We start from the raw sequence: 25,961 nt of genomic DNA, 5'->3' as shown, positions 1-25,961 counted from the left end.
CCGCCATTCATTCCGATCTCAGGAGATTTCATGACCCAGTCAAAGGCGGGTGACACCGTTCAGTTCCATTACACCGGCACCCTGTCCGACGGCACCGTGTTCGACAGCTCGGAAGGCCGCGAGCCGCTCAGCTTCACGCTGGGGTCAGGTCAGATCATTCCCGGTCTCGACGCCGCGATTGACGGCATGGCCGTGGGCGACAAGAAAACCGTCACCATCCCGGCGAACCAGGCGTACGGCGAGCATGACGCCAACGCCCGTCAGGCCGTCCCGCGCGCCCAGATCCCCGACCATATCCCGACCGACCCGGGCACCCAGCTGCAGATGCAGTCGGCCCAGGGCCAGGTGATTCCGGTCGTCGTGATCGAGGCCGATGACGAGCAGGTCGTGCTCGACGCCAATCACCCGCTCGCGGGCAAGGACCTGACCTTCGCGGTCGAGGTCGTCGCCGTCAGCTGAACCGGCTGAGGCAAGGCCCCTCGTCCCGGGCGACGGTTCTCAACCCGCCTGCGGACGAGGGCGCAAACGGGCTTTTCAGCCCGCATGCCGCGCGCTAAACCGCGACGATGGCCAAGCTCTATTTCCACTATTCGACGATGAACGCCGGTAAATCGACGATCCTGCTGCAGGCGTCGCATAACTACCGCGAGCGCGGGATGCAGACCTATCTGATCACCGCGCAGTTCGACAACCGCGCCGGAGACGGGCGCATCGCATCGCGCATCGGTATCGGCGAGCAAGCCGATACCTTCGCCCCCGGCGAAGACCTTTTCGCCAAGATCGAGGCGCGCATCGCCCAAGGCGCCATCGCCTGCGTGTTCATCGACGAGGCGCAATTTCTGTCGCACGAACAGGTCTGGCAACTGGCCCGCGCCGTTGACGATCTGGACGTGCCGATCATGGGCTACGGTCTGCGGGTCGATTTCCGCGGTGAGCTGTTCCCCGGTTCGGCTGCGCTGCTGGCCCTGGCGGACGAGATGCGCGAAGTCCGCACCATCTGCCATTGCGGCAAGAAGGCGACGATGGTGATCCGACAAGGTGCCGACGGCCAGCCCTTGCGCGAGGGCGCGCAGGTACAGATCGGCGGAAACGAAACCTATGTCTCGCTCTGCCGCCGCCACTGGCGCGCGGCGGTCGGTCGCTGAGCGCTCTTGCCTCGCTGCTGGCGCTGCGCCAGTCTGGCCGCTGCTGACATCACAAGGTGACTCCCATGCCCGACACCCTGCGCTATGCCGCGATCATGCTCGCCGCCGGGATCGGCATCCCCGTCCTTGCCGCGCTCAACGCGCAGCTGGGTGCGCGGCTTGCCTCGCCGACCGCCGCAGCGGTCGTGTTGTTCTGTGTTGCGATGCTGGGGGCCTTGGTCGTGATGCTGGTCACCGGCGGCCAAAGCGGCTTTGCCAGCCTGCCCGGTCAGCCGTGGCATCTGTTTCTGGCCGGTCTGTTCGTGTGCTTTTACGTGCTGTCCGTTACCTTCGTCGCGCCCCGGTTCGGGGTCGGCAACGCGGTGTTCTTTGTGTTGCTGGGACAGGTGATCAGCGCGGCCGCCATTGATCAGTTCGGTCTGTTCGGTGCCATCCTGCGCCCGATCACCCTTGCCCGGGCTGCGGGCCTTGGCTTCATGGGTCTGGGCTTGTTTCTGATCCAGCGCGCCTGAGGCTTGCCAGCCAGCCACAGGCGCGCTATTCGCCCGCGCATGAGTGACCAGCCCAAGAAACCCGACCTGCCGCCGCACCCCGCGCTTGCCGCGCTGCGCACGCATCGCAATTTCTATGGCCGGGTGCACGGCAAAACCCTGCGCCCGGCGCAGCGGACCTATCTGTCCGAGGATCTCACCGACTTGCGCCTGCGCGGCGTGTCGATCGACGAGAACCCCGAGCGCAGCCCGCTGGACATGGCACAGGCGCTTCCCGGTGACGGGCCGATCTGGCTGGAAATCGGCTTTGGCGGCGGCGAGCATATGGTGCATATGGCTGCGGCCTATCCGCAGGTCCGCCTGATTGGCTGCGAGCCTTTCGTCAACGGCGTCGCCATGGCGCTGGGGCTGCTGCGCAACCGGCCCTGCCCCAACCTGCTGCTGCATCCCGGCGATGCGCGCGATCTGTTCGACGTGATGCCCGATGCGACGCTCGACAAGGTCTTTCTGAACTATCCCGACCCCTGGCCCAAAGCGCGCCATCACCGTCGCCGCTTTGTGACCCAAGACCATCTTGTGCCGCTGTTTGCCGCCTGCAAACCCGGTGCCGAGTTCCGGGTGGCCACCGATATTGCCGACTACGCGCGTCAGACGCTTGAAGAAGTGCCGCAGGCGGGTTTCGAGCTGGTAGCCGACAGCCGGACCGCCTGGGCGGACTGGTTCTCGACCCGGTACGAGCAAAAAGCCCTGCGCGAAGGCCGCACGCCCCATTACATGACGTTCCGCAAGCCCTGAGGCTTGCGGTCGGGCTTATTCCGCCGCCACTTTGAACACCGGCTCCATATCCGCAAGGATCCCGGCGCTGAGGTGGCATTTGACCTGATGACCGCCCCCCAGATCGCGCATCGGTGGCATCTCGGTGTCGCACAGGTTGCCCGGCACCTGAGATTTCCAGCGGCAACGGGTCTGGAACGGGCAGCCCGGCGGCGGGTTGACGGCCGAAGGGATGTCACCCTCAAGCACGATGCGTTTCTTGACGATCTTGGTGTCGGCGATGGGCACCGCCGAGAGCAGCGCCTCGGTATAGGGGTGATAGGGCGGCGCAAAGACCTGATCGGTGGTGCCCAGTTCGACCACATGGCCCAGATACATCACCAGCACCCGGTCGCTGAGATAGCGCACGATGGACAGATCGTGGCTGATGAACAGCAGGGTCGTGCCGTGTTCACGCTGAATGTCCATCAACAGCTGCGTCACCGCCGCCTGCACCGACACGTCCAGTGCCGAGACCGGCTCGTCCGCGATCACCACCTTGGCGTTGCCGGCAAAGGCGCGCGCGATGCCGACGCGCTGCTTTTGCCCGCCTGACAACTGGCGCGGCATCCGGGTGGCGAATTCGCGGGGCAGTTTGACTAGATCGAGCAATTCCAGCATGCGCGTCTGGCGTTCGCCGTCCGTCTTGCCGACACCGAAGATTTCCAGCGCCCGCACGATCTGGCGGCCCACGGTCATCGAAGGGTTCAGCGTGTCGAACGGGTTCTGGAACACCATCTGCAGCGACGACACCGTGTCGGTGTTGCGCGACTGGATCGGGGTGGATTGCACATTCTCGTCGAACAGCATGATGTTGCCCGAGGTCGCGGTTTCCAGGCCCATGAGCACCTTGGCGAACGTCGACTTGCCGCAACCGGATTCGCCCACAATCGCCAGCGTCTCGCCCTCGCGGGCGTCGAAGCTGAGCGTCTCGTTGGCCTTGACCACCTTGGTATCGCCGCTGGAGAACATCGACGAGGCCGCGATCTCGTAATACTTGCGCACATCGTCCATGCGCAGGACGACGTCGCCGATGGGCGACGGGGCGTATTGCTGCCCGACCGACAGCGGCGCGTCCCAGTCGATTTCATCGAACTTCAGGCAGCGGCTGGCGTGGCGGCTGTCCCCGGCGACGGGGAGCATGGCAATCTCGGTGGCGTTGCAGCGCCCGTCTTCGAAATAATCGCAGCGCGGGCCGAAGTTGCAGCCCTTGGGCCGCTCGTGCGGCAGCGGGAAGTTGCCGGGAATGGCGCGCAGCGGACGTTCGGATTTGTTGGCACTGGGCAGCGGGATCGAGCGGAACAGCGCCTGCGTATAGGGGTGGCGCATGGTGTCGAAGACATCCTTGATGTCGCCGGTTTCCACCGCCTCGCCGGAATACATCACCGTCAGGCGGTCGCAGACCTCCATCACCAGCCCGAGGTTGTGCGAGATGAACAGCATCGAGGTGCCGTATTCCTCGGCCAGCACGTTTACCAGATCGACGATCCCGGCCTCGACCGTCACGTCGAGCGCGGTCGTCGGCTCGTCCAGAATCAGCAGCGCGGGCTTGGACATCAGCGCCATGGCGATGACGATGCGCTGCTGCTGGCCGCCCGAGAGCTGGTGCGGATAGGCGTTCAGGATGCGGTCGGGGTCTGGCAGGCGCACATCGGCGACGACTTTGCGGGCCAGTGCCCAGGCCTCGGCCTTGGGCATGTTCTGGTGGATGATCGGCACCTCGGCCAGCTGCGCGCCGATCTTCATCGCCGGGTTCAGCGAGGCCATGGGTTCCTGATAGATCATCGCGATCTCGGAGCCGCGCAGCTTGCGCAGATCGCCTTGGCTCATCTGGGTCAGATCGCGGCCCTTGAAGGTGATCGAGCCGCCGACGATGCGCCCGTTGACGCCCAGATCGCGCATCACCGCCAGCGCGACGGTGGATTTGCCGCAGCCGGATTCGCCGACGAGGCCCATCGCCTCGCCCGGCATGACGGTGCAGGAGAAATCCATCACCGCCGGAATTTCCCGCAAGCGGGTGAAGAACGAGATCGAGAGGTTCTTGATCTCGAGGATCGGCTGCGACGGGTCCCAGTTGGTCATCGGTGGCTCCTGTGGCGACTGACGGACCGGGGGTTTCACACCCCCGGACCCCCGTGGGATATTTTCAGACAGATGATGGAGCGAGCGCGGCGCATCAGTCCCGCAGGCTTTCTTCGCGCAGCCCGTCGGCCAGCAGGTTGAGGCCCAGAACGAGGCTCATCAGCGCCAGCGCCGGGACCAGTGCCGGGTGCGGGTAGACAGTGAGCAACCGGCGACCGGCGTTGATGGTCGAACCCCAGTCGGGGCTTTCGGGCGAGACGCCGAGGCCGAAGAAACCAAGCGTGCCCAGAAGGATGGTCGTGTAGCCGATGCGCAGGCAGAAATCGACGATCAGGGGTCCACGGGCGTTGGGCAGGATCTCCCACAGCATGATGTACCACGGTCCCTCGCCGCGGGTCTGGGCGGCGGCGACATAGTCGCGGGTCTTGATGTCCAGCGTGATGCCGCGCACGATGCGGAATACGGTCGGCGCGTTCACAAACACCACGGCGACGAAGACGTTGAGCAGGTTCGGCGACATCGACCACAGGCCGGTCGGATCGGCGTTGAACACAAGGCCGATATAGGCCCAGGCGCCAACGAGCAGCACGCCGCCGACATAGAGGTTGCGCTTCTGCGGCTGGGTGAAGAAACGCGCGTTCAGCAGCACGGTCAGGAACAGGATCGGCGCGATGAAGAGCACCCCGGCCATGATCAGCGGGATGATGGTTTCCTGAATCTCGGGCGCGACCAGCAGGAAGAACAGCAAGATCACCGGGAAGGCCAGCACGAGGTTGGCCAGAAAGGTCAGCCCCGTATCCAGCTTGCCGCCGAAATACCCGGCAGGCAGGCCCAGCGTGATGCCGATCATGAACGAGATCATCGCGGCGAAGGGGGCGATGCGCAGCACCTCGCGCGCGCCCATGATCACCCGCGAGAACACGTCGCGGGCAAGGCTGTCACCACCGAGCAGGTAGTAGGGGTACAGATCGCCGGGATCGGGCAGCGGCGAGCCGGGCACCGCGTTGCGCATGCGGCTGACCTGACTGAGCGCGTCATGGGTGATGATCAGGTCGGCGAAGATCGCGCTGAACACCCAGAACAGCACGATGCCGAAGCCGATCATGCCGACGGTCGAGTCAAACAGCTTGCCATAGAGGCCCAGCCGCCGCCGGTAGCGGATCGACAGGCCGAAGGTGAGAACGAGGGCGATCCACACCGGCAGCAGTTGCTGGGCGAGGCGGGCGAAGATCTGGAGCCAGCTCAGGGGGTCCATGGGCATGGCTCCTTACGAAATCCGGATGCGGGGATTGAGGTAGACATAGCCGATATCGGAGATCAACTGCGTTACCAGCACGACCACCACGGCGACGACCGAAGACGCCAGCAGCAGCTCGATGTCGTTGTTCACGGCGGCTTCATAGAGGGTCCAGCCGAAGCCGGGGTAGCTGAACAGCACCTCGGTGATCACCACGCCGTTCAGCAGCCACGGGATCTGCAGCATGATCACGGTAAACGGCGCGATCAGCGCGTTGCGCAGGGCGTGGCGCATGACGATGCTGGAAAAACCCACGCCCTTGAGGCGCGCGGTGCGGATGTATTGCTGGGTCATCACCTCGGTCATCGAGGCGCGGGTGATGCGGGCAACGTAGCCCATGCCGTAAAGCGCGACAGTGAGCACCGGCAGGGTGAAGTTCGACAGCGTGATCCCCTCGATCGCCGAGCGGGCGTTGCCCTGAAACAGCACGCGCCCGTCGATCCAGCCCCAGTCGGCAAGGATCGGCGAGATACCGACCGTGGACGAGGCCAGCAGCGCGATGAACACCACGCCGGAGACATATTCAGGGGTGGCGGTTGAGGCGATGGCGAAGGTCGAGAGCGTCCGGTCGGTGCGAGAGCCCTCGCGCATCCCGGCCAGCACGCCGGTGATCAGCGCCATGGGCACCATCACGATGAGCACCCACATCATCAACAGACCGGTTGCCCCCAGCCTTGCGCTCAGCACGGTGCCGACATTGTCCTGAAAGCGGGTGGAATAGCCCCAGTCGCCTTGCAGCAGCCCGCAGCGTTCACCGGCCCTGCCAGGATCGTCGGTCAGATCGACGCAGCGCCCGCGGACAACGACGCCATCTTCCTCGCGCACCCAGCCCGGCACCACGCCCAGCCATTCGCCGTAGCGCGTCAGCATCGGCGTGCCGTAGCCGTTCTCGTTGATCCAGCTGACAACTTCGGCGTCGGTCAGACGACCGCCGGCCTGCGTCTTGGCCAGTGTTTTCAGCTTGGCGGGCATGTTGGTGAGCGCGAAGACGATGAAGGTCAGGCACAACGCCGTGATCAACATCAGGCCGATACGCCGGGTAAGAAACAGCAGCATGGCGACTCCTGTGGCGGGCAGCGTCAGGGTGCGAAACGCAGCCCCTTGCGCCGCTGCGGCGAAGGATTCCGGGAAGGGACGGGCTTAGAAAGACGCAGGGCGCGTGATGAACGCGCCCTGCCCCGGTGTCTTACGACTTCCAGTAGTGGACATAGTCCACAACGAAGGTCGGGTGCATTTCTGCCCCGTGGACGTTCTCGGCCACGTTGCGGAAGATCGAGCGCCAGTAGGGCTGAATGAGCACGCCCTCTTCCTGCATGATCTCTTCCAGACGGTGCATGACCTCGCGGCGCGCATCCGCATCGGCGATGCCGTTGGCCTGATCGAGCAGCGTGTCGAACTCTTCGTTCGCAAAGGCAGCCTCGTTCCACGGAACGCCGGTCTTGTAGGCCAGGTTGAGGATCTGCACGCCCAGCGGACGCATGTTCCATTCGGTCGCCGAGAACGGATACTTGGTCCAGTCGTTCCAGAAGGTCGCACCCGGCAGGATCGTGCGCTTGATGTTGATGCCCGCGTCGCGGATCTGAGCGGCGACCGCATCGCAGGTTTCCGCCTGCCATGGTTCATCGACCGAGATCAGCTCGAATTCGTAATCGGCAAAGCCCGCTTCGGCGATTTCAGCGGCAGCGGCAGCCGGATCGACAACCAGCGGCGGCAGTTCGGCGTATTCGGGGTGGATCGGGCAGACATGGTGGTTTTCCGCCACGGTGCCCAGATCGCTGTAGCCCAGCTCAAGCACCACGGCGTTGTTGACGGCCTTCTGCAGCGCGCGACGCACGGCGAGGTTGTCGTACGGCTCGCTGTCCTGGTTGAAGCGCACGGTGATGGTGGAGGCGGTGACAGCTTCCGAGCGCGGATAGCCGATGGCATCGAAGATATCGATGATATCGCCCTGCGCCTGATAGTTCAGGTCGATTTCGCCCGCTTCTGCCGCCGCAACCCAGGCCGCCGGGTCGGTGCCCAGATCGACGAACTCGATACGGTCCAGATAGGCGCCGTTACCCTCATTCCACCACGTGTGATCGGTGTTGCGCTCGACCACGCAGCCGATGCCCGGCTCGTAGCTGACCGGCCGATAGGGACCGGTGCCGATCGGGTTGGCAACAACGTCGTCACCCTCGAACGAGGGGTGCATCATCACGGCGGGATAGTCGGCCATCGACACGATCAGCGCGATGTCGGCGGTCGCGAGGTTCAGGCGCAGCGTGTAGTCGTCGACGACCTCGACGCCGCCTTCGCGCAGCTGACCATCCTCGACCAGCGCGCCCATGCGGGTGGCCATCGAGTTGCCTTCAACGCTGGTGTCACACCAGGCGGCGATGTTGTGGGCCACGTCGGCGGCGGTGAAGTCGTCGCCGTTGTTCCACTTGACGCCCTGACGGATGTTCAGCGTGTAGGTGGTGGCGTCGTCCGAGGCTTCCCAGCTTTCCATCAGCACGGGCTTGAGCGAGCCGTCGCGCTGGTACTCGACCAGATATTCCAGCCAGCCGCGCACCGCGTTGGCGTGCTCGGACCAGTCCCAGGTGCGCGGATCGCGCTGTGCCTTGATGATCATCTGCATGCGCAGCGTGCCGCCCATGACGGGGGTTTCCTGCGCGACAGCCTCAGGCGCGGCCAGACCCAGCAGACCGTAAGCCGTGACCGAGGCGACACCCAGTGCCGTCGTGCGTGTCAGGAACTCGCGACGGCTCAGTTTGCCGTCCTGGCATTCCCGCGCGTACATCGTGGCGGCGGGATGGATACGATCAGAAACGGCTTCCTTGGAAAAATTCATAACAGTCTCCCTGTTTGTTATCATCTTGCGGGCGGCGGTTCTGTGCCTGCTCCATCCTTGCCGTCATGGCGCCTCAGGAGCGCGACACACGCCGCTCCAAATGCGACCCGTCCTTATCCAAACGCGACGGGTCCAGTTTTTCAACCCGAATTCCGGTGCCATTGCAGAAACTTCACCCTTGCACGCAGGCCGGATTTGCCGGGGGGCCTGTTTTTTACTCGCGCGGGGCACCGCCCTTGAAGGCGTTCTCAGCCGCGTAATTGCACGGCGCTTCCTGCACCTGAAGATGCAGATCGCGACCGGTGTAAGGGTGCTCGCGCGCCAGATCCTCGTCAAACGCGATGCCCAGACCGGGCGCGGTGGGCACGGGGATATAGCCGTCTTCCACCCGCAGCGAATGGCGGATCAGCGGCAGATGGAAGGTGCCGCCGGTCTGGATTGTCTCCACCAGCAAGAGGTTGGGCAGCGTCGCCCCCAGCTGCACATTCGCCGCCCACTCGACCGGTCCGGCATAGAGATGCGGGGCCACCTGCGCGCCAAAGGCCTCGGCCATGCCGGCGATCTTCTTGGTCTCAAGAATGCCCCCCGACCGGCCCAGCGCCGGTTGCAGGATCGACGCCCCGCCCGAGCGCAAAAGCGTGCCGAACTCGGCCTTGGTCGTCAGCCGCTCGCCCGTCGCCAGCGGGATGCGCACTGCCTGCGCCACCTGTGCAAAGTCGAGCAGGTTGTCGGGCGGGATCGGTTCTTCGTACCAGAGCGGGCTGTAGGGTTCCAACGCCTGCCCCAGCCGGATCGCGCCCGACGGCGTGAACTGCCCATGCGTGCCAAACAGCAGATCCGCCCGGTTGCCCACCGCCTTGCGGATCGCGGCGCACATCCGCACGCTCAGGTCGATGTCATAAAGCGCCGGCTGGTGGCCGCCATGGATGGTGTAAGGCCCGGCGGGGTCAAATTTGATCGCCGTAAAGCCCTGATTTACCGCTGCAAGCGCGGATTCCGCCTGCATCTCGGGCGAGGACCAAAATGCCCCGGCATCCATCCCGTCGAGCGGATAGAGATAGGTATAGGCACGCAGCCGTTCGTTCAGCAACCCGCCCAGCAGCGCGTGCACCGGACGGTCCAGTGCCTTGCCGATCAGATCCCAGCAGGCGATCTCCAGCCCCGAGAAAGCGCCCATCACCGTCAGATCCGGGCGCTGGGTAAAGCCCGAGGAATAGACCCGGCGGAACATCTTCTCGATGCTCTCGGGGTTCTCGCCCTGCATGTGGCGCTCGAAGACATCCTCGATCACCGCGACCATCGCCTTGGGACCGACCGAGGCGGCGTAAACCTCGCCATAGCCGGTGATGCCGTTGTCGGTGGTCAGCTTGACGATCAGCCAGTAGCGCCCGCCCCATCCGGGGGGCGGTGTGCCGATGACGAAAGTCTCAAGGTCTGTTAGCTTCATGCCCTCACCTCTGCGCAACCGGGGAAATGCGGTGACTGATCTGATCGTGAAATGTCTGGAACCAGCGGACCTGCCCCTGCTGCTGGCAACGCCGCCGGGGCTGTTCGACAATCCCGTGGACCCCGGGCAAAGTGCAGCGTTCCTCTCCGATCCGCTGCACCACATCGTGGTCGGCCTGCTGGACGGGGTGGTGGTCAGCTTTGCCTCGGGGACCATCCTGCTGCACCCCGACAAGGCGCCATCGTTGTTCATCAACGAGGTCGGCACCCGCGACACCGTCTTGCGCCGCGGCTATGCGAGGGCGGTGACGCAGGCGCTGATCGACCATGCCCGCCGTCTGGGGTGCCAGGGCATCTGGCTGGGCACCGAACCAGACAACACCGCCGCCCGCGCGCTGTACCGGCGGCTGGGCGGCGATGAGGTGAGCTTCATCGGCTATGGCTGGGACGGCGCGCTGGACGACTGACATCACCGGTCCATGAGGATCACATTGCGCCGGACATGGCCTTGCCGGGCGTCTGCAATGGCCTCGTTGATCTGCTCGAAGCGATAGGTCTGCGTCACCAGCTCTTCCAGCTTCAACCGACCCTGCCGCCACATCTCGACCAGATAGGGAATGTCGCGCTGCACCACAGTCGCCCCCATGAAGCTGCCTTTCAGGGTCTGTGCGGTGGCGGCGACGATAACCGGCTCGACCTCCATCTTCACGCCCGAGGGCGGCATGCCGACCATCACCACCTGCCCGCCCTTGCACGCCAGCGAGGGCGCTTGTGCGTAAGCGGCAATCGCGCCGACGGCGACGAAGACATGATCGGCACCGTAGCCGTCCGTCAGGCCCATGACCGCACGGCGCAGGCCTTTCATATCGGCGCGCAGCGTGTCGGTGGCCCCGAACTCGAGCGCTGCGGCAAGCTTCTCCTCGGCCAGATCAATGGCGATGATCTTGTTCGCGCCGGCCAGCTTTGCGCCCTGCAACGCGTTGAGCCCCACACCGCCTGCGCCGATCACCACGACATTGTCGCCGGGCGCGACCTGCGCGGTGTTGATCACCGCGCCGGTGCCGGTGATCACGCCGCAGGCCAGCAAAGCGCCCAGCTGCATCGGCAGATCGTCGGGCACCTTGGCGACCTGACTGGCATGCACCACGCAGGATTCGGCGAAACCGGCGGTGGACAGACCCTGCTCGACCACGGTGCCATCGGGCAGGCTCAGCACGCCGTTGCCCCGGTTATAGGCGGTGGCGCACAGGAACGGCTTGCCGGTCCGACAGGCGCGGCACTGACCACAGGCGCGGATCATCGACACAACGACGGCATCGCCGACCGCCAGCCCCTGCACCCCGTCCCCCAGCGCGGCGATGCGCCCGGCCGCCTCGTGGCCGTAAACCGCAGGCAACTGGCCGGCCCAGAGCCCGTCCAGAAAGCCGATGTCGGAATGACAGATGGCGACGGCTTCGACGGTGACCTGCACCTCACCCGCCCCGGGGGCGCGCAGCACGACCTCTTCGATGGTCAGTTTCTCGCCAAAGGCTCGGCAAACAGCGGCTTTCATACAGGCTCCTCTCCCAGATTGATGCCACAGAACACCGCACAGCAGCGGTGGGCAACCCCTGTGAAGCGTCTAGGCGCTTGGCAAAGGTGCAAGGGCGGCCTTCCGCCCGCCTCTTCGGCTGGCGCCGACTGCACCCTCCTGAGGACATTTTCAGAGCAAAGAGGCGCTGTTAAGGTTTCGTTAACCGCGCATTTTCTGTCTGAAAATATCCTCGGGGGGTGAGGCCCGGCACGGGCCGAGGGGGGCCGACAGCCCCCCCGCGCGGTCTCACGCAGGCGACGGCGGCCCGGCGGTGAACTGACGGCGGATCAGCGGGCTGAGGCCGATCAGGACGATGGCGATCGAGAACAGGCACCAGATGGCCGGGATCTCATTGGGATTGGTCGTGAGCAACCCCGCCGCGATCGGCCCCGCCAATGCGTGAAACAGCACCAGTCGCCACGCGCCATAGAGCAGCGGCAGGGCGAAGGTGACGACAAGGTAGCTCGGGAAGCCCCAGGTCAGGCCCAACGATTGCTCGAGCGGCACCATCAGCCCGTTGAACGGCACATCCCACGCCTGATGCCAGTCGCCGCTCACCGTGCACAGCTGCGCCGCGCAGAGATTGGAGCCGGGCGCGCAGCTGCCCGCCCAGTCGAACGGGTAGAGTTGCAGGATCATCAGCACGGACGACGCCGCGCAGAGCGAGAACACCAGCGACCGCATCCCGCGCCCGACGGGTCTGGCCACCAGCGTCATGGCAAAGGCGTTGATGAACAAGGGCTGGAAAACGATGTGCAGCACGGACAGCAGTGTCACCGTCTGATTCACCGGCGACGAACATTGGTCGATCACCGCATAGCCCGCGACCTGCAACGCCTCCATCAGCGTGAAATAGCCCAGCGTGACCGGGATCGCCAAGGGATCCTTGCGCCGGGCCGAGACCACCGTAGCGGTGCCACCAAGCGCGACCATGGCCGCAGAGACTCCCATCGTCCAGCACATCGGCGTTGTCCTTCCCCCAAAGGTGCGCGCACTCAAGCATACGCGCGGGGGCCGGGGCAAACATTCAATGCGCCGGTTTGTCCCGGCTCACAGCCTTCAGCACCGGGTTGATCACCCAGGTCGCGACCGGGATCAGCAAGAGCCCGTAGGCCAGCCCCAGAATGCCATCGAAGAACGCGGTCACCGCCCATTCGACGAAACCGGACGCGCTGCCGACCAGCGCCGCAGCCGCCACGGCCTGATGGTGGATCCATTCATAGGGCAGCGGCCAGAGCAGTTCGTACAGCCCATGAACGACAATCGAGCCGCCGACCCAGATCATCGCCGCCGTCCCGACAATGGTCAGCGTTTTCATGAACCCCGGCATCACCCGGACCACGCCACGCCCCAGCCCGCGGGTCAGCGAAAGCTGCCCTTCGCGCGCCAGCCACAGCCCGACGTCATCGGCTTTCACGATCAGTGCGACACCACCATAGACAATCACCGTGATCCCCACCGCCGCCAATGCCAGCGCCGCGCCCTGCAGCCAGATGCCCTGATCCTGAGGCAAGGCGGCAAGAATGATGGTCATGATCTCGGCCGAGAGGATAAAGTCGGTCTTGATCGCGCCGGCGACTTTTTCGCTTTCAAGGTGCAGGGGATCGCCGTTGTGCACCTTGCCATCGGCGTGGGGGGTGTGGGGCCGGAACAGGTGCCAGATCTTCTCGGCCCCCTCAAAGCACAGATACGAGCCCCCCAGCATCAACAGAGGCGTGATAAGCCATGGCGCAAAGGCCGACATCAGCATGGCGGCGGGCAACAGGATCAACAGCTTGTTGCGGATCGAGCCCAGAGCGATCTTGCCAACGATAGGCAATTCGCGGGCAGGGGCGAATCCCTGAACGTAGTTCGGCGTGACAGCCGCGTCGTCGATCACCGCGCCGGCGGCCTTGGCGCCAGCCTTGGCGGCGGCTCCGGCGATGTCGTCGATCTGGGCTGCTGCCACTTTGGCAATACCCGCCACGTCGTCGAGAAGCGCGAGAAGTCCGCTCATGTTGGCTCCTGTTTTGCGCAGAAGCGTAGCTGCGGTGCTGCGCCGCCGCAACCCGTCAGACCAACGCTCCCTCGGCGATCGCCAGCACGGGTATCAGCGCCACACTTAGGAGGGTCTGAAAGGAGAGGATCGCGGCATAAAGCGCGGCGTCGCCGCCCGGCCTGCAGGCCAGAATATACCCGTTCGAGGCGGCAGGGACGACAAAGGCCAGACGGCCCGCCAGCACCGCCGACGGCTCAAGCCCCACCGCCACGCCGACGAAGATCGCAGGAGCCACCACAGGGCGCAGCAGGATGCCGGTCCCCCTCCGGCCCGAGGCTTGGAACAACCGCGCGGGGGCAGCCCTGCCCCTCCCGCCAACAGGCCGACGCCCAAAGCGGCACGGCCGACCAGATCCAGCGTGGTGATCAACACCTCGGGCACCGGGAGCCCGGACAAGGTAAGTGCGTCTCCGATCATGCAGGCCTGAACCAGCGGGTTCTTGATGATCCTCCGCATCACCGAAGCAGGACTGGATTTCGCCGGTCCCCACAGGTTGCGCACGCCGAGAGTGCCCACGATGATCACCGCCACCGTGACCGCCATAGCCTCGGCAAGCCACAACTGGCCCTCGGGCCCGGCCCGCTGTCCGGCGGCGGTGAGGGCAACAAAGGCGTTCGAGCGCGTTGCGACCTGAAAAAGCGTGGCGAAAACCGGCGCGCTTACCCCGGTGACACTGCCATGAGGGCCAGCACGACCGCGCCCGGCACGGCCAGCGTGATCAGAAGCGCGGGCACAAAGGGACCATGGGCGACGCGCGACAGATCCGATAAGGCAATCGCCGGGATCATCCGCCAGAAGGCCAGCGTATCGATGCCCTGCCCCTGCGCGCGCGGGATCGCGGGATCACATCATGCCAGACCAGCAAATAGCCCGCTGGAATCAGCGCCGAAACCGGCAGGGTCGCAAGGATACTGGTCATGGCAGCGACTCACGCGGACGGTCGCGCGCGGTGCTGGGGGCGCGTGCCGCCAGGGACAGGGGTGCGGCGGCATTCTTTGCTGCACGGCACGACTGACGTGCCGTAGCGTGACCCAGCGCCCCCTTGCGCAGGCTGGCGGAATGCTCCACAAAACCCCGAACGGCGCGCGCGTGCGGGCTGCGATACGGATAAAAGGCGGCCCCATGCTCGATACCATTGCGAAACCCACCGAGGAAATCTCTGTCAGCGAGGTCTTCGGGATCGACACCGAGATGAAGGTCAAGGGTTTTGCCGAGGCCACCGACCGCGTGCCCGACTTTGACCCGACCTATAAGTTTGATCCCGACACCACGATGGCGATTCTGGCCGGTTTTGCCTATAACCGTCGCGTGATGATCCAAGGGTATCACGGTACGGGTAAATCGACCCATATCGAGCAAGTCGCCGCCCGGCTGAACTGGCCGACCGTGCGCGTCAACCTTGACAGCCACATCAGCCGGATCGACCTGATCGGCAAGGATGCGATCAAGCTGCGCGACGGCAAGCAGGTCACCGAATTCCACGAGGGCATTCTGCCCTGGGCCCTGCGCAACCCCTGCGCCATCGTGTTCGACGAATACGATGCGGGCCGCGCGGACGTGATGTTCGTGATCCAGCGCGTTCTGGAGCATGACGGCAAGCTGACGCTGCTCGATCAAAACGAGATCATCACCCCGCATCCGTCCTTCCGCCTGTTCGCCACGGCCAACACCGTCGGTCTGGGCGATACGACCGGCCTGTATCACGGCACGCAGCAGATCAACCAAGCCCAGATGGACCGCTGGTCGCTGGTCGCAACGCTGAACTATCTGTCGCATGATGCCGAGACCAACATCGTGCTGGCCAAGAACCCGCATTACAACACCGCCAAGGGCCGTCAGGAAATCAGCCAGATGGTGACCGTGGCGGATCTGACGCGCACGGCGTTCATGAAGGGTCAGCTCTCGACCGTCATGTCGCCGCGCACGGTGATCAACTGGGCAGAAAACGCCCGGATTTTTCGCAACATCGGCTACGCGTTCCGCCTGACCTTCCTGAACAAATGCGACGAGCTTGAGCGCCAGACGGTCGCCGAGTTCTATCAGCGTTGCTTTGGCGAAGAACTGCCCGAGAGCGCGGCGAGCATCGCCCTGGGCTAAGCCCCCGGCGCCTGTCACGAGTTTGAAAACGCCCTGCGGGGCGTTTTTTCGTGTCTGCGGTGTCGGTTTCAGCCGCTGGACGGGCCCCGATACAAAAATGACGGCCCCCGAAGGGACCGCCATTCTTCACGAGGTAGCGTGAAAGATCGTCGCTCTGGCCGCACCGGCAGCCATCGTGGCGCTCAGGTGGGGTGAAACCCCACCCTACGCCGGCGCGCTGGTAGGGTGGGGTTTCACCCCACCCTCAGGGCCTCAGCCCCGGGCAGCCATCGTGGCGCGGGTCCACCAGTCCAGTTCGTCCAGCATCGCACCCGCCGACGGGCCGATCGAGCCTTCGATGTCCGACATCGGCTTGTTCTGCTGACCCAGCGGGTGGATCGCGATGAAGTCGCCGCCGCCGATGTACACGCCCGACCGGGTCGAGGCCATTTGCAGCTCGACACCGATGGTGCGCAGGTGTTCGGCGGCACGGGCGGCACCAACACCACCGTAACCGACAACGCCGTAAGCTTTGCGGTTCCATTCGACATAGGCCTGATCCAGCGCGTTTTTCAAAGCGCCGGTGATCGAGTGGTTGTACTCGGCCAGCACAAAGATGAACCCGTCAAACGTGGCAATCTTTTCCTGCCATTTGATCGCCGCCGGATCGGACGAGGGCATCCAGGCGTTCGACGCAGGTTCGTTGAAGAACGGCAGATCGAAATCCTTGATGTCAACCAGCTCGACGTCCCAGTCTTTGGCCTTGGCTTTTTCAAGGATCCACTGGGCGGGCTTGTCGGCAAAGCGCGAGTCGCGGGTCGAGCTGATGATAACGCCGATGCGGGGTTTGCTGGTCATTGGAAGTCTCCTGACACTGTGTTGTTTGCTGGGCCTAAGATGTGCACCACGGCGCATTTGTCATTTCCGCAAGGCCGCACATGCAATGTGCGCAACTGCGTGAAGCTTGTGGCAAGGACTTGCCAAGCCCCGGCGGTCGGTGGCACAACTCGGGTATGAAAAAACCATTTTCTCCGTATCTGCAGGGTGTTGCGGCCCTGATCTGCCTTGGCTCCGCGCTGCCTGCACAGGCGGAACAGCGGATCGTTTCGGTGCTGTCGGGCGACTGGAACGCCAATCAAAGCGCCGATGCGGCCATCCTTTTCCTGCGCGATGAGGGCATGGCGGATCTCGTGCTCTTTGAGGGCAACGACATGACCGGGCTCGAGCCGGTGTTGCGGCTTGACGGGGTGATCTGGGCCGGACCCATGGCCGGGCAGATGCCCCGGCTTGAGGCCCGCAGCGCCACCAGTTTCGCGATCCGCTCCACGCAGACCGCCATCGGGCGAACCCCGTGGGAACAGCACATCACCGTGGCCTGGCGCGACGGGATGTGGAAGGTCGCGGGCTATGATTATACGTTCCACGACCGCATTGACCCCGGCCATTACGGCACCTGCTCGGTCAACCTGCTGACCGGCCGCTACACGCTGACCTACGGCCCGGGCGACGGCCGCGCCGAGGTGATCGAAGCCGGGACCAGCAGCAGCCGGGCAATCGCGCTGAGTGGGCTGACCGAAGACTTTGTGCCGCCCGTCTGCAGCAGGCTTTTCGACTGACGCCACGCCGCATCCCTTGGTTCCCCTTGCCCCGACCCGGCGAGGGTGGTTTACCTGTTGCAAAGAGACCTGCGCGATGGCCAGCAAGGCTTGCGTGCGCCCCTCACGACAAATGAACGGCCGACGCTGACCCATGCAAAAACCTTCAGATAACCCCGCCGATCCCTTCAAGAAGGCGCTGACCGAAGCGACGCGCGTTCTGGCCGATGACGCCGAGATTGCGGTCAGCTTCACGGTTGATCCTCCGGGGATGACGAAAGAGACCATGCGCCTGCCGCAGGTCACCCGCCGCATGACCCGCGACGAGGTGCTGCTGGCGCGCGGCACGGCGGACAGTTTCGCGATGAAACGGCGCTATCACGACGAGGGCGTGCACACCCGCTATCTGCCCCAAGGCCAGATGGCGCGCGATCTCTACGAGGCGATGGAAACCGCCCGCTGCGAGGCCGTCGGCGCGCAATACATGCCCGGCACGGCGTCCAACATCGACGCGCGTATCGGCTATGAGGCGGATCGCAAAGGCTATTCGCAGATCCGTAGCCAGGCCGAGGCCCCGCTGTCGGTTGCGGCAGGCTATCTGATCCGCGAGATGGCCTCGGGCCGTCCGCTGCCCAAGGGCGCCAACACCGTCGCCGACATGTGGCGTCCGTTCTTTGAAGAACAGGCCAGCGGCACGCTGGAAGGTCTGGACAAGGCGCTGCGCGACCAGTCGCAGTTTGCCAAGCTGGCGCGTCAGGTGATCAGCGATCTGGGCTATGGCGACCAGCTGGGCGACGATCCCGACGACATGGGCGACGACGAAGAGGGCAGCGAGGATCAGTCCGAAGAGGCCCCCGAAAACCCGGATTCGCAGGGCGACGACGATCAGCAGCAGGACGAGACCGAGCAATCGGACGACGGCCCGCGCGAGGAATCCGCCGAAACCGAAACGGTGATGGATGATCAGGCCGAGGACGAAATGTCCGAGGAAACCGAGATGCCGCAGGCCGAGGCTCCGCCGGAGCCGCCGGCACCGGCGCCCTATTCGGACGCCGATCCCCATTACGCCGTCTTCACCTCGCAGTTCGACGAAGAGGTTCTGGCCGAGGATCTGGCCGAACCCGCCGAGCTGGAGCGCCTGCGCGCCTATCTGGACCAGCAGCTTGAGCCGCTCAAAGGCGCGGTGAGCCGTCTGGCCAACAAGCTGCAACGCCGCTTGCAGGCGCAGCAGAACCGCTCATGGGAGTTCGACAAAGAGGAAGGCATTCTCGATGCCGGTCGTCTGGCCCGTGTCGTTGCCAACCCGACCACGCCGCTCAGCTTCAAGTGGGAAAAGGACACCGATTTCCGCGACACGATGGTGACGCTGCTTCTGGATAACTCGGGCTCGATGCGCGGGCGTCCGATCTCGATCGCCGCGATCTGCGCCGACGTTCTGGCCCGCACGCTGGAGCGCTGTCAGGTCAAGGTCGAGATCCTCGGCTTTACCACCCGCGCGTGGAAGGGGGCCAGAGCCGCGAGAAATGGCTGGCCGAAGGCCGCAAGCAAAGCCCCGGTCGCCTGAACGACCTGCGCCACATCGTCTATAAGGGCGCCGATGCGCCGTGGCGGCGGGTGCGCGACAATCTGGGCCTGATGATGAAAGAGGGCCTGCTGAAAGAGAACATCGACGGCGAGGCGCTGGAATGGGCGCACCGGCGGATGACGGGGCGGCGCGAGCAACGCAAGATCCTGATGGTGATCTCGGACGGCGCGCCGGTGGATGACAGCACGCTGTCGGTCAACTCGGCCAATTTTCTGGAAAAACACCTGCGCGACGTGATCGAGATGATCGAAAAACGCAAGGCGGTGGAGTTGCTGGCCATCGGCATCGGCCATGACGTGACCCGCTACTACGAGCGCGCGGTGACGATCACCGATGTCGAGCAACTGGCGGGCGCGATGACCGAGCAACTGGCGGCGCTGTTCGACAGCGACCCGCGCGCAAGGGCACGGGTGATGGGCATGGCGAACGTCGGGCGGCGGTAACGCGCGCCTGCGTCAGTCCCCGCGTCAGTCGATGATTTCGGCGCCCTGCGCGTGCAGCCGCGTCAAAGCGTCCTTCATCTGCTGCACCTGCTCGGGCGGGTGCCCCTGCCAGCGCACGACCTCGGCCACCACCCGCAACGGGTCGCGCGAGCGGAACGATTGCGTCGGATTGCCCGCGAATTTCTTGTCGGTGACATTGGGATCGTCCTCGAGCGGCCCGGTTGGTTCCACGACGTAGATCCGCCCTGCCCCCTCGCCACCGGCCAGTTCCGCCCCCCAGATCGCCGCGTCCAGCGTGCCGGTGCAATAGACCCAGGACAGCGCGCTGCCCGCTGTGAAATTCGACCTGTAGCCGAGGCGGATCAGATCACCGGGCGCCAGATTGGCCCGCGTGCCGTGGAAATACTGCCGCGTGAACACGGTGACGGCTGCGGACATGCTGATGCGCCTCCCTGACGACAGGTCAGCTGAGCACGCTAGCACCGGCATGCGAAAAGGCGACCCCTTTGTGACAGTTCTGCTCTGGTTGCCAGTACCTTGCGGCAATGCCATGGTGGCCGCAAATCACAGCGAGTTGCCCCATGTTCCAATCCTTCACCGCCTCGACCCGCCCTTCTGACGGCCCTCCCCGTCTGGCCGCGCTGCGTGCCGAACTGGTGGCGCGCGGGTTGGCGGGGTTTCTGGTCCCGCGCTCGGATGCGCATCAGGGCGAATACGTCAGCCCGCAGGACGAGCGGCTGGCGTGGCTCACCGGGTTCACCGGCTCGGCCGGGTTTTGCGTGGTGCTGCCGGATGTTGCGGGCGTGTTCATCGACGGGCGCTACCGGCTGCAGGTGCGCGATCAGGTGGCGCTGAGCGATTTCACCCCTGTCGACTGGCCTGAGACCAGCACCGCCGACTGGCTGCGCGGCCACGCCGCCGAGGGGGCGGTGATCGGCTTCGATGCGTGGCTCCATACCCCCGACGAGATCGCCAAGATCGAAGCCGGACTGAACGGCACCGGCATCACCCTGCGCGCGGTGGACGACAACCCGCTGGATGCGGTCTGGTCGGATCGGCCTGCGGGCACCTCGGGGACGGTGCGCGAGCATCCCTTGGCACTGGCCGGGGTCACGGCTGCGCAGAAGCGGGCCTCGCTGGCGACGGAGCTCAAGCGCGCGGGCGTCGCCGCGACGGTGATCACGCTGGCCGACAGCATCGCCTGGCTGATGAACTGGCGCGGCGCGGACATCATCCGTAACCCCGTCGTGCAGGGTTTCGCGATCCTGCATGACGATGCGCGGCTGGATCTGTTCATTGCGCCAGAGAAGGTTTCGCATATCCCGGAAGAAACGGGCGTCACCCGGCACTCGCCTGAGGGGTTTGAGAGCGCCCTGAAGGCGCTCAACGGCACAACGCGCTATGATGCTGCGACCGCACCCGTGGCCGTGCAGCGTGCGCTGGCGAATGGCGTCGCGGGCGCTGACCCCTGCCTGATGGCCAAGGCGGTCAAGAATAGTGCCGAACTGGACGGCATGCGCGCCGCTCACCGTCGCGACGGCGCGGCGATGGTCGAGTTTCTGGCATGGTATGATGCGCAAGACCTTGAAACCCTGACCGAAATCGACATGGCCAAGGCGCTTGAGGGCTTTCGCGCGGCGACCGGCGACTTGCGCGATCTGAGCTTTGATACGATCTCGTCCACCGGCCCGAACGCCGCCGTCATCCACTACCGCGTGACCGAGGACACCAACCGCCGCCTGCAAAACGGCGATCTGTTCTTGCTCGATTCGGGCGGCCAGTACCCCGATGGCACCACCGATATCACCCGCACCCTGCCCGTCGGCCCGGTCGCCGAGGACCGCAAGGACGCTTATACCCGCGTGCTGCAAGGCATGATCGCCGTCAGCCGCGCACGCTTTCCGCGCGGCGTGGCGGGCGGGCATCTGGATGCCCTGGCGCGCTATCCGCTGTGGCTGGCGGGGCTGGATTATGACCATGGCACCGGGCATGGCGTCGGCGCGGCGCTCAGCGTGCACGAGGGGCCGGTGCGGCTGTCGCGGATCTCGCTGCTGGCGCTCGAACCGGGGATGATCCTGTCCAACGAGCCGGGCTACTACCGCGCCGGGGGCTGGGGTATCCGCATCGAAAATCTGGTGGTGGTGCGCGAGGCTGCGGCACTGGGCGACAACCGCCGGATGCTCGATTTCGAAACCATCACGCTGTGCCCGATCGACACGCGGCTGATTGCGGCAGGTGCACTGTCAGGCGACGAAATCGCATGGCTCGACGCCTATCACGCGCGGGTGCTGGCCGAGATTGCACCGCTGGTGAGTGACAACGCCAAGGCTTGGCTGATCAAAGCCTGCGCGCCGCTTACGAGCAGCTAAGCACCCAGACGTCATAGCGCGGGTGATCAAGCGCGTTAAGGGCGGGGCTGGAGGCGATCATCCAGCCCTGAAACACCGATTCCGCGCCGATGGTGTCGGTGATCTGCAAGAAGGCAAAGGCATCCGAGGCGGGGTTTTCGGTGGGAAACCGGCAGGCGGTCAATGCAATGGTCAGGCGGCCATAGCTGGTCGTCGCGCCCACCTCGACCGGCAGATCCTCGACATCGCCTGACACTTTGTCCAGCGCCCTGAGCACGGCCTGCGTGCCCGACGACATCTCAGGGCCTTGCGGGCGGGTGTCGTGCAGCGCTTCGCCCAGCGTGCGCCAGTCGACTTGTTGCGCGCTGACCGGTAACGCAGCGAGAGACAGCGCAAGGGCGGTGGCGATGCGGATCATTCTGCAACCGCCGATGCATCAGAACTGGTGAAGGCACGCAGCAACAGGGTGACAAGACTGACAGCGCTTTGCGTGTCCTGAAACTGGTCGCCCGCCGCCAGATTATCCATGTCGCCGCCTGGCAGGATCTCGACGAAAGTGCCGCCAAGGATACCCTCAGAGGCGATCTGGATCGTCAGAATCGCGCGGCAAGTCTATGCCGTTATTAATGGTGACCGACACTTGCGCGCGAAAGCTCTGCGGGTCCAGACTCAGCGACGAGACGGTGCCGATCTTGACCCCGGCCAGACGCACATCCGTCCCCGGGCGCACCCCCTCAGCCGAACGGAAGGTCGCGGTCAGCGCGTAGCCCTGCGATTCGGACAGGCGGGTGCCGGTGGCGGACAGCGCGAAGACGACGAACACCACGGCTGCGGCCATGACGACAGCACCCAGCGCGATCTCCCAAAGGCGGTACGCCATTTATTCCGGCTGCCAGGCTTCGTAATCACGCCGGTCGGCCGGGACGGCCTGACGCAGCGAGCCCGCAGGCGCATAGGCCGCCGCGGTGCCGGTAAAGTTGGCGCGGTGCGGTTTTTCCCAGGTTTTGCGGACAAGCGGACGCTCGGCGGGCGTCTGATCCCAGGTGCCGTGCAGCCAGCCGTGCCACTCGGGATCGATGCGGCTCGCCTCAATCTCGCCGTTGTAGATCACCCAGCGGCGTTTGCCGTCACGGGTCTTGTAGAACAGGTTGCCCTGCGCATCCTCACCGACCTTGACGCCTTTGCGCCAGGTAAAAAGTTGGGTGCCAACGGTCTGGCCGTTCCACCATGTCAGGACGCGAAGCAGGAAATTCATGGGCAGGTCCCCGGTTCTTGGATTGCCCCGACATATGACGCAGTTCGCCGGGGAAATAAAGCCCCGCTGCACTGCGGCGGGACGAGGCGGGCGGGATTTTCCCCGCCCTGCCCCCTTGGGTTTTGGTCGCCTTATGGGACGACGGTAACCGAGACCATCACATCCGGCGCGCCGATCATGGCGCCATTGGCACCCTCACCGCGCTTGATCGCGTCGAGCACGTCCATGCCTTCGATAACCTGCCCCAGAACGGTGTATTGACCGTTAAGATGCGGGGCAGCGTCGAACATCAGGAAGAACTGGCTGTTGGCCGAGTTGGGGCTTTGCGACCGCGCCATGCCCATCACGCCAGCCGCAAAGGGCTCATCGCTGAACTCGGCAGGCAGGTCGGGCAGTTCCGATCCGCCCATGCCCGCGCGCGCGGTCGCGCCATCGGCGCGGCCAAACTGCACATCGCCGGTCTGCGCCATGAAGCCGTCGATCACGCGGTGAAAGACGACGCCATCATAGGCACCCTCTTCGGCCAGCGTCATCACCCGCTCGACATGCAGCGGCGCCAGATCGGGGCGCAGCGCGATGCGGATCGTGCCGTTGGCCTGGCCCGCGACCTCGATCACCAGTTGCGGCGCGTCGGCGGGCGCATCGCTCGCCAGGGCGCCGAAGGGCAGCAGCGCAAGGGCTGCCGCAGCCAGCAGATTACGACGCAACATCGGCGGCCACTTTCACGCTGATCATGCGGTCCGGGGTCGCTGGCGGCTCGCCGCGCACGATCTGGTCGACATGTTCCATCCCCGACACGACGCGGCCATAGACCGTGTACTGGCGGTTCAGGAAATGGTTGTCCTTGAAGTTGATGAAGAACTGGCTGTTGGCCGAGTTCGGGTTCTGCGAGCGTGCAGCGCCCAGCGTGCCGCGGTCATGCGGGATGCCCGAGAATTCCGCCGGCAGATCCGGCAGCTCGGACGCGCCCGTGCCCGCGCGGCGCAGGTTGAAGTCCTTTTCGGCGTTGCCATTGGCGACGTCGCCGGTCTGGGCCATGAAGCCGTCGATCACGCGGTGGAAAACCACGTTGTCATAGGAACCGGCGCGCGCCAGTTCCTTCATCCGCTCGGCGTGCTTGGGGGCGATTTCCGGCAGCAGCTCGATCACGACGGTGCCGGTCTTCAGCTCCATCAGGATGGTGTTCTCGGGGTCCTTGTACTCGGCCATGCCGGTCTCCTTTGCGATTTGCGCGCACCCTAGCGCGGGTTTCGGCCAAGGGAAACGGTTATGGCAGTGAAAATCGTGTCAGGTGAGCGTGACGTGCGCACTTACGTAGGCCTCAAGCAGCGCAACCTGCCCGGCATCGAGGTGCAGGCCCAGCTTGGTGCGTCGCCACAGGATGTCTTCGGCGCTGCGCGCCCATTCCTTGGCGATCAGCCAGTCAACCTCACGCGCGGAGAGCGTGGCGCCGAAATCCTCGCCCAGATCGGCGGCGTGTTCCGCGCCTTGCAGCAGCGCCGCCGCCTCGGTCCCGTAGCTGCGCACCAGACGTTTCGCCCAGGGCGCGGTCAGAAACAGGTGTCGCGCGCGCAGATCGGCAATCAGGTCTGCCACGCCATCGACCGGAAAGTCCCCGCCCGGCAGCGGCACGCCCGCCGTCCAGTCGCCCGACATCGGCAGATGCGCGCCCAGTTTCTCCAGCGCTGATTCCGCCAGCCGCCGATAGGTGGTGATCTTGCCGCCAAACACGTTGAGCACCGGCGCACCGGCCCCGGTATCGAGCACCAGCACATAGTCCCGCGTCGCCGCCGTCGCGCTGCGCGCGCCATCGTCGTAAAGCGGGCGGACACCGGAATAGGTCCAGACGACATCGTCGGGCGAGACCGGACGCTTGAAATATTCCGACGCAAACGCGCAAAGATAGTCGCGCTCTTGCTCGCTGCAGCGGGGTTTGACGTCGGGGTCCGAATGCTCGGCGTCGGTGGTGCCGATCAGGGTAAACTCCTGCTCATACGGGATCGCAAAGATGATGCGCCCGTCCTTGCCCTGAAAGAAATACGCCTTTTCGTGGTCAAAGAGCTTGGCCGTCACAATATGCGAGCCGCGCACCAGGCGGACATGGTCCTTGGTGTTACGGTGCAGGACGCCCTTGATCACGTCCCCGGCCCAGGGCCCGGCGGCATTGACCAGCGCGCGGGCTTTCACGGAGCGGCCATTGCTAAGCGTAACGGTCCAGACCCCCTCCTCTACCCGTGCTTCTGTCACTTTGGTCCGCGTCAGCACCTCAACCCCGCGCGCCGCCGCATCGCGCGCGTTGAGGGCCACCAGCCGCGAATCCTGCACCCAGCAATCCGAGTATTCATAGGCAGTCCTGAAGATTTCCTTAAGCGGACCGCCCTCGGGCACGTGCTGCAGGTCCAGCTTTTCCGTGCCCGGCAGGATCTTGCGACCGCCCAGATTGTCATACAGAAACAGCCCCAGCCGGATCAGCCACGCCGGGCGGCGGCCCTTCATCCAGGGCATTACCCAGCCCAGCAGGCGCGAGGTCGGCGTTTCGGCGTCGAAGCGCATCGCCTTGTGATAGGGCAGCACAAACCGCATCGGCCAGGCGATATGCGGCATGGCGCGCAACAGCACCTCGCGCTCGATCAGCGCCTCGCGCACCAGACGGAACTCGAAATACTCAAGATAGCGCAGCCCGCCATGGAACAGCTTGGTCGACGCAGACGAGGTCGCCCCCGCCAGATCCCCCTGCTCGGCCAGCAGGACGCTAAGCCCTCGCCCGACCGCATCGCGCGCGATACCGCAGCCGTTGATACCGCCGCCAATGACGACGAGGTCCAGCACATCAGGGCTGTCGGACAGAGTCTGGGAGCGAATCATGGGGTGCCTGTGCGCGAAGGTTTTCGTTTTCACGCGAATATATGCGCTTTGTAACGATTTTCTCAAGGAAGCATGGGGA

The 25,961-nt window shown here is 64.9% G+C and carries 27 protein-coding genes and 2 pseudogenes; 11 read left to right on the top strand and 18 right to left on the bottom strand.

The window, feature by feature from the left end; translation table 11 throughout:
* The first annotated feature begins 30 nt into the window (after positions 1-30).
* The 4 genes from OKW52_RS12155 to trmB all read left to right on the top strand — a co-directional run bounded on the left by OKW52_RS12155 (position 31) and on the right by trmB (position 2,431).
* Positions 31-459, top strand: coding sequence for an FKBP-type peptidyl-prolyl cis-trans isomerase (locus tag OKW52_RS12155; protein WP_127104007.1), 429 nt, complete (start codon positions 31-33; stop codon positions 457-459).
* A 107-nt stretch (positions 460-566) separates the two neighbouring features.
* Positions 567-1,145, top strand: coding sequence for a thymidine kinase (locus OKW52_RS12150; protein ID WP_264505937.1), 579 nt, complete (start codon positions 567-569; stop codon positions 1,143-1,145).
* Between the two features lie 65 nt (positions 1,146-1,210).
* The gene (locus tag OKW52_RS12145) at positions 1,211-1,657 is read left to right on the top strand and encodes a DMT family transporter (protein ID WP_127104009.1); all 447 of its coding nucleotides are present in this window, start codon (positions 1,211-1,213) and stop codon (positions 1,655-1,657) included.
* Between the two features lie 39 nt (positions 1,658-1,696).
* Entirely contained in the window at positions 1,697-2,431 is a 735-nt protein-coding gene (trmB, locus tag OKW52_RS12140) for a tRNA (guanine(46)-N(7))-methyltransferase TrmB (protein WP_264505936.1), read from the top strand.
* A gap of 15 nt (positions 2,432-2,446) precedes the next feature.
* Here the strand turns inward: trmB and OKW52_RS12135 are convergent, their stop codons facing one another.
* From OKW52_RS12135 to OKW52_RS12115, 5 genes are all read right to left on the bottom strand, one after another.
* Entirely contained in the window at positions 2,447-4,531 is a 2,085-nt protein-coding gene (locus OKW52_RS12135) for a dipeptide ABC transporter ATP-binding protein (protein ID WP_264505935.1), read from the bottom strand.
* Between the two features lie 94 nt (positions 4,532-4,625).
* A complete protein-coding gene (locus OKW52_RS12130; protein WP_264505934.1) occupies positions 4,626-5,786 on the bottom strand; it encodes an ABC transporter permease in 1,161 nt (386 codons plus the stop codon).
* Positions 5,787-5,798: 12 nt separating this feature from the next.
* Positions 5,799-6,884, bottom strand: a complete 1,086-nt coding sequence (locus OKW52_RS12125) for an ABC transporter permease (RefSeq protein WP_264505933.1) — start codon at positions 6,882-6,884, stop codon at positions 5,799-5,801.
* A gap of 130 nt (positions 6,885-7,014) precedes the next feature.
* Positions 7,015-8,658: an ABC transporter substrate-binding protein gene (locus OKW52_RS12120; protein ID WP_264505932.1), complete on the bottom strand. Its 1,644-nt coding sequence runs from the start codon at positions 8,656-8,658 to the stop codon at positions 7,015-7,017.
* A 214-nt stretch (positions 8,659-8,872) separates the two neighbouring features.
* Positions 8,873-10,105 (bottom strand): mandelate racemase/muconate lactonizing enzyme family protein, encoded by a 1,233-nt coding sequence (locus tag OKW52_RS12115; RefSeq protein ID WP_264505931.1) that lies wholly within the window; start codon positions 10,103-10,105, stop codon positions 8,873-8,875.
* A 31-nt stretch (positions 10,106-10,136) separates the two neighbouring features.
* Here OKW52_RS12115 and OKW52_RS12110 point away from each other — a divergent pair, with 31 nt between their 5' ends.
* Complete coding sequence (locus OKW52_RS12110; RefSeq protein WP_264505930.1) at positions 10,137-10,571, top strand: GNAT family N-acetyltransferase; 435 nt, start codon at positions 10,137-10,139, stop codon at positions 10,569-10,571.
* Positions 10,572-10,573: 2 nt separating this feature from the next.
* On the opposite strand, the gene OKW52_RS12105 is transcribed toward OKW52_RS12110, so the two are convergent.
* The 4 genes from OKW52_RS12105 to OKW52_RS12090 form a co-directional block, all read right to left on the bottom strand.
* Positions 10,574-11,656, bottom strand: a complete 1,083-nt coding sequence (locus OKW52_RS12105; RefSeq protein WP_264505929.1) for a zinc-binding dehydrogenase — start codon at positions 11,654-11,656, stop codon at positions 10,574-10,576.
* A gap of 267 nt (positions 11,657-11,923) precedes the next feature.
* Complete coding sequence (locus tag OKW52_RS12100) at positions 11,924-12,628, bottom strand: DUF5765 domain-containing protein (RefSeq protein ID WP_264505928.1); 705 nt, start codon at positions 12,626-12,628, stop codon at positions 11,924-11,926.
* Positions 12,629-12,704: 76 nt separating this feature from the next.
* Positions 12,705-13,673 carry a DUF808 domain-containing protein gene (locus OKW52_RS12095; protein ID WP_264505927.1) on the bottom strand — a complete coding sequence of 323 codons (969 nt, stop codon included), beginning with the start codon at positions 13,671-13,673 and terminating at the stop codon, positions 12,705-12,707.
* A gap of 55 nt (positions 13,674-13,728) precedes the next feature.
* On the bottom strand, positions 13,729-13,950 hold the full coding sequence (locus tag OKW52_RS12090) for an AEC family transporter (RefSeq protein WP_264505926.1): 222 nt from the start codon (positions 13,948-13,950) through the stop codon (positions 13,729-13,731).
* 207 nt (positions 13,951-14,157) lie between these two features.
* Between OKW52_RS12090 and OKW52_RS12085 the strand changes: the two genes are divergently transcribed.
* Positions 14,158-14,349 (top strand): hypothetical protein, encoded by a 192-nt coding sequence (locus OKW52_RS12085; protein WP_264505925.1) that lies wholly within the window; start codon positions 14,158-14,160, stop codon positions 14,347-14,349.
* Between the two features lie 25 nt (positions 14,350-14,374).
* Here OKW52_RS12085 and OKW52_RS12080 read toward each other — a convergent pair whose 3' ends face one another.
* The gene (locus OKW52_RS12080) at positions 14,375-14,503 is read right to left on the bottom strand and encodes a hypothetical protein (protein WP_264505924.1); all 129 of its coding nucleotides are present in this window, start codon (positions 14,501-14,503) and stop codon (positions 14,375-14,377) included.
* 334 nt (positions 14,504-14,837) lie between these two features.
* Between OKW52_RS12080 and cobS the strand changes: the two genes are divergently transcribed.
* The gene (gene cobS, locus OKW52_RS12075; protein WP_264505923.1) at positions 14,838-15,812 is read left to right on the top strand and encodes a cobaltochelatase subunit CobS; all 975 of its coding nucleotides are present in this window, start codon (positions 14,838-14,840) and stop codon (positions 15,810-15,812) included.
* 252 nt (positions 15,813-16,064) lie between these two features.
* On the opposite strand, the gene OKW52_RS12070 is transcribed toward cobS, so the two are convergent.
* The gene (locus OKW52_RS12070) at positions 16,065-16,649 is read right to left on the bottom strand and encodes an NADPH-dependent FMN reductase (RefSeq protein ID WP_264505922.1); all 585 of its coding nucleotides are present in this window, start codon (positions 16,647-16,649) and stop codon (positions 16,065-16,067) included.
* A gap of 155 nt (positions 16,650-16,804) precedes the next feature.
* Here OKW52_RS12070 and OKW52_RS12065 point away from each other — a divergent pair, with 155 nt between their 5' ends.
* The 3 genes and pseudogenes from OKW52_RS12065 (at position 16,805) to OKW52_RS23290 (ending at position 19,414) form a co-directional block, all read left to right on the top strand.
* The gene (locus OKW52_RS12065; protein WP_264505921.1) at positions 16,805-17,407 is read left to right on the top strand and encodes a hypothetical protein; all 603 of its coding nucleotides are present in this window, start codon (positions 16,805-16,807) and stop codon (positions 17,405-17,407) included.
* 133 nt (positions 17,408-17,540) lie between these two features.
* Positions 17,541-18,311, top strand: a pseudogene (locus OKW52_RS23295) (cobaltochelatase subunit CobT); the annotation flags it as partial.
* Between the two features lie 30 nt (positions 18,312-18,341).
* A pseudogene (locus OKW52_RS23290) lies at positions 18,342-19,414 on the top strand (cobaltochelatase CobT-related protein).
* Positions 19,415-19,438: 24 nt separating this feature from the next.
* Here the strand turns inward: OKW52_RS23290 and arr are convergent.
* On the bottom strand, positions 19,439-19,852 hold the full coding sequence (arr, locus tag OKW52_RS12055) for an NAD(+)--rifampin ADP-ribosyltransferase (protein WP_264505920.1): 414 nt from the start codon (positions 19,850-19,852) through the stop codon (positions 19,439-19,441).
* 143 nt (positions 19,853-19,995) lie between these two features.
* Between arr and OKW52_RS12050 the strand changes: the two genes are divergently transcribed.
* Positions 19,996-21,783, top strand: coding sequence for an aminopeptidase P family protein (locus OKW52_RS12050; RefSeq protein ID WP_264505919.1), 1,788 nt, complete (start codon positions 19,996-19,998; stop codon positions 21,781-21,783).
* On the opposite strand, the gene OKW52_RS12045 is transcribed toward OKW52_RS12050, so the two are convergent.
* The 6 genes from OKW52_RS12045 to glpD all read right to left on the bottom strand — a co-directional run bounded on the left by OKW52_RS12045 (position 21,770) and on the right by glpD (position 25,882).
* Complete coding sequence (locus OKW52_RS12045; protein WP_264505918.1) at positions 21,770-22,180, bottom strand: DUF2155 domain-containing protein; 411 nt, start codon at positions 22,178-22,180, stop codon at positions 21,770-21,772. The two genes, OKW52_RS12050 and OKW52_RS12045, sit on opposite strands and share 14 nt — an antisense overlap.
* Before the next feature lie 156 nt (positions 22,181-22,336).
* Positions 22,337-22,642, bottom strand: a complete 306-nt coding sequence (locus OKW52_RS12040) for an MlaD family protein (protein ID WP_319800468.1) — start codon at positions 22,640-22,642, stop codon at positions 22,337-22,339.
* A complete protein-coding gene (locus OKW52_RS12035) occupies positions 22,643-23,017 on the bottom strand; it encodes an NADH:ubiquinone oxidoreductase subunit NDUFA12 (protein ID WP_264505917.1) in 375 nt (124 codons plus the stop codon).
* A gap of 131 nt (positions 23,018-23,148) precedes the next feature.
* The gene (locus OKW52_RS12030) at positions 23,149-23,727 is read right to left on the bottom strand and encodes a peptidylprolyl isomerase (RefSeq protein WP_264505916.1); all 579 of its coding nucleotides are present in this window, start codon (positions 23,725-23,727) and stop codon (positions 23,149-23,151) included.
* Positions 23,714-24,226 (bottom strand): peptidylprolyl isomerase, encoded by a 513-nt coding sequence (locus OKW52_RS12025; protein WP_264505915.1) that lies wholly within the window; start codon positions 24,224-24,226, stop codon positions 23,714-23,716. The genes OKW52_RS12030 and OKW52_RS12025 overlap by 14 nt, the downstream gene beginning before the upstream one ends.
* A 78-nt stretch (positions 24,227-24,304) precedes the next feature.
* Entirely contained in the window at positions 24,305-25,882 is a 1,578-nt protein-coding gene (glpD, locus tag OKW52_RS12020) for a glycerol-3-phosphate dehydrogenase (RefSeq protein WP_264505914.1), read from the bottom strand.
* Between the last annotated feature and the right edge of the window lie 79 nt (positions 25,883-25,961).

Origin of the sequence: Pararhodobacter zhoushanensis, assembly GCF_025949695.1 — a bacterium.
Taxonomy (GTDB): domain Bacteria; phylum Pseudomonadota; class Alphaproteobacteria; order Rhodobacterales; family Rhodobacteraceae; genus Pararhodobacter; species Pararhodobacter zhoushanensis_A.
Note: the sequence above shows the minus strand (reverse complement) of the source record. Positions and strands in the feature narration are given on the sequence as shown.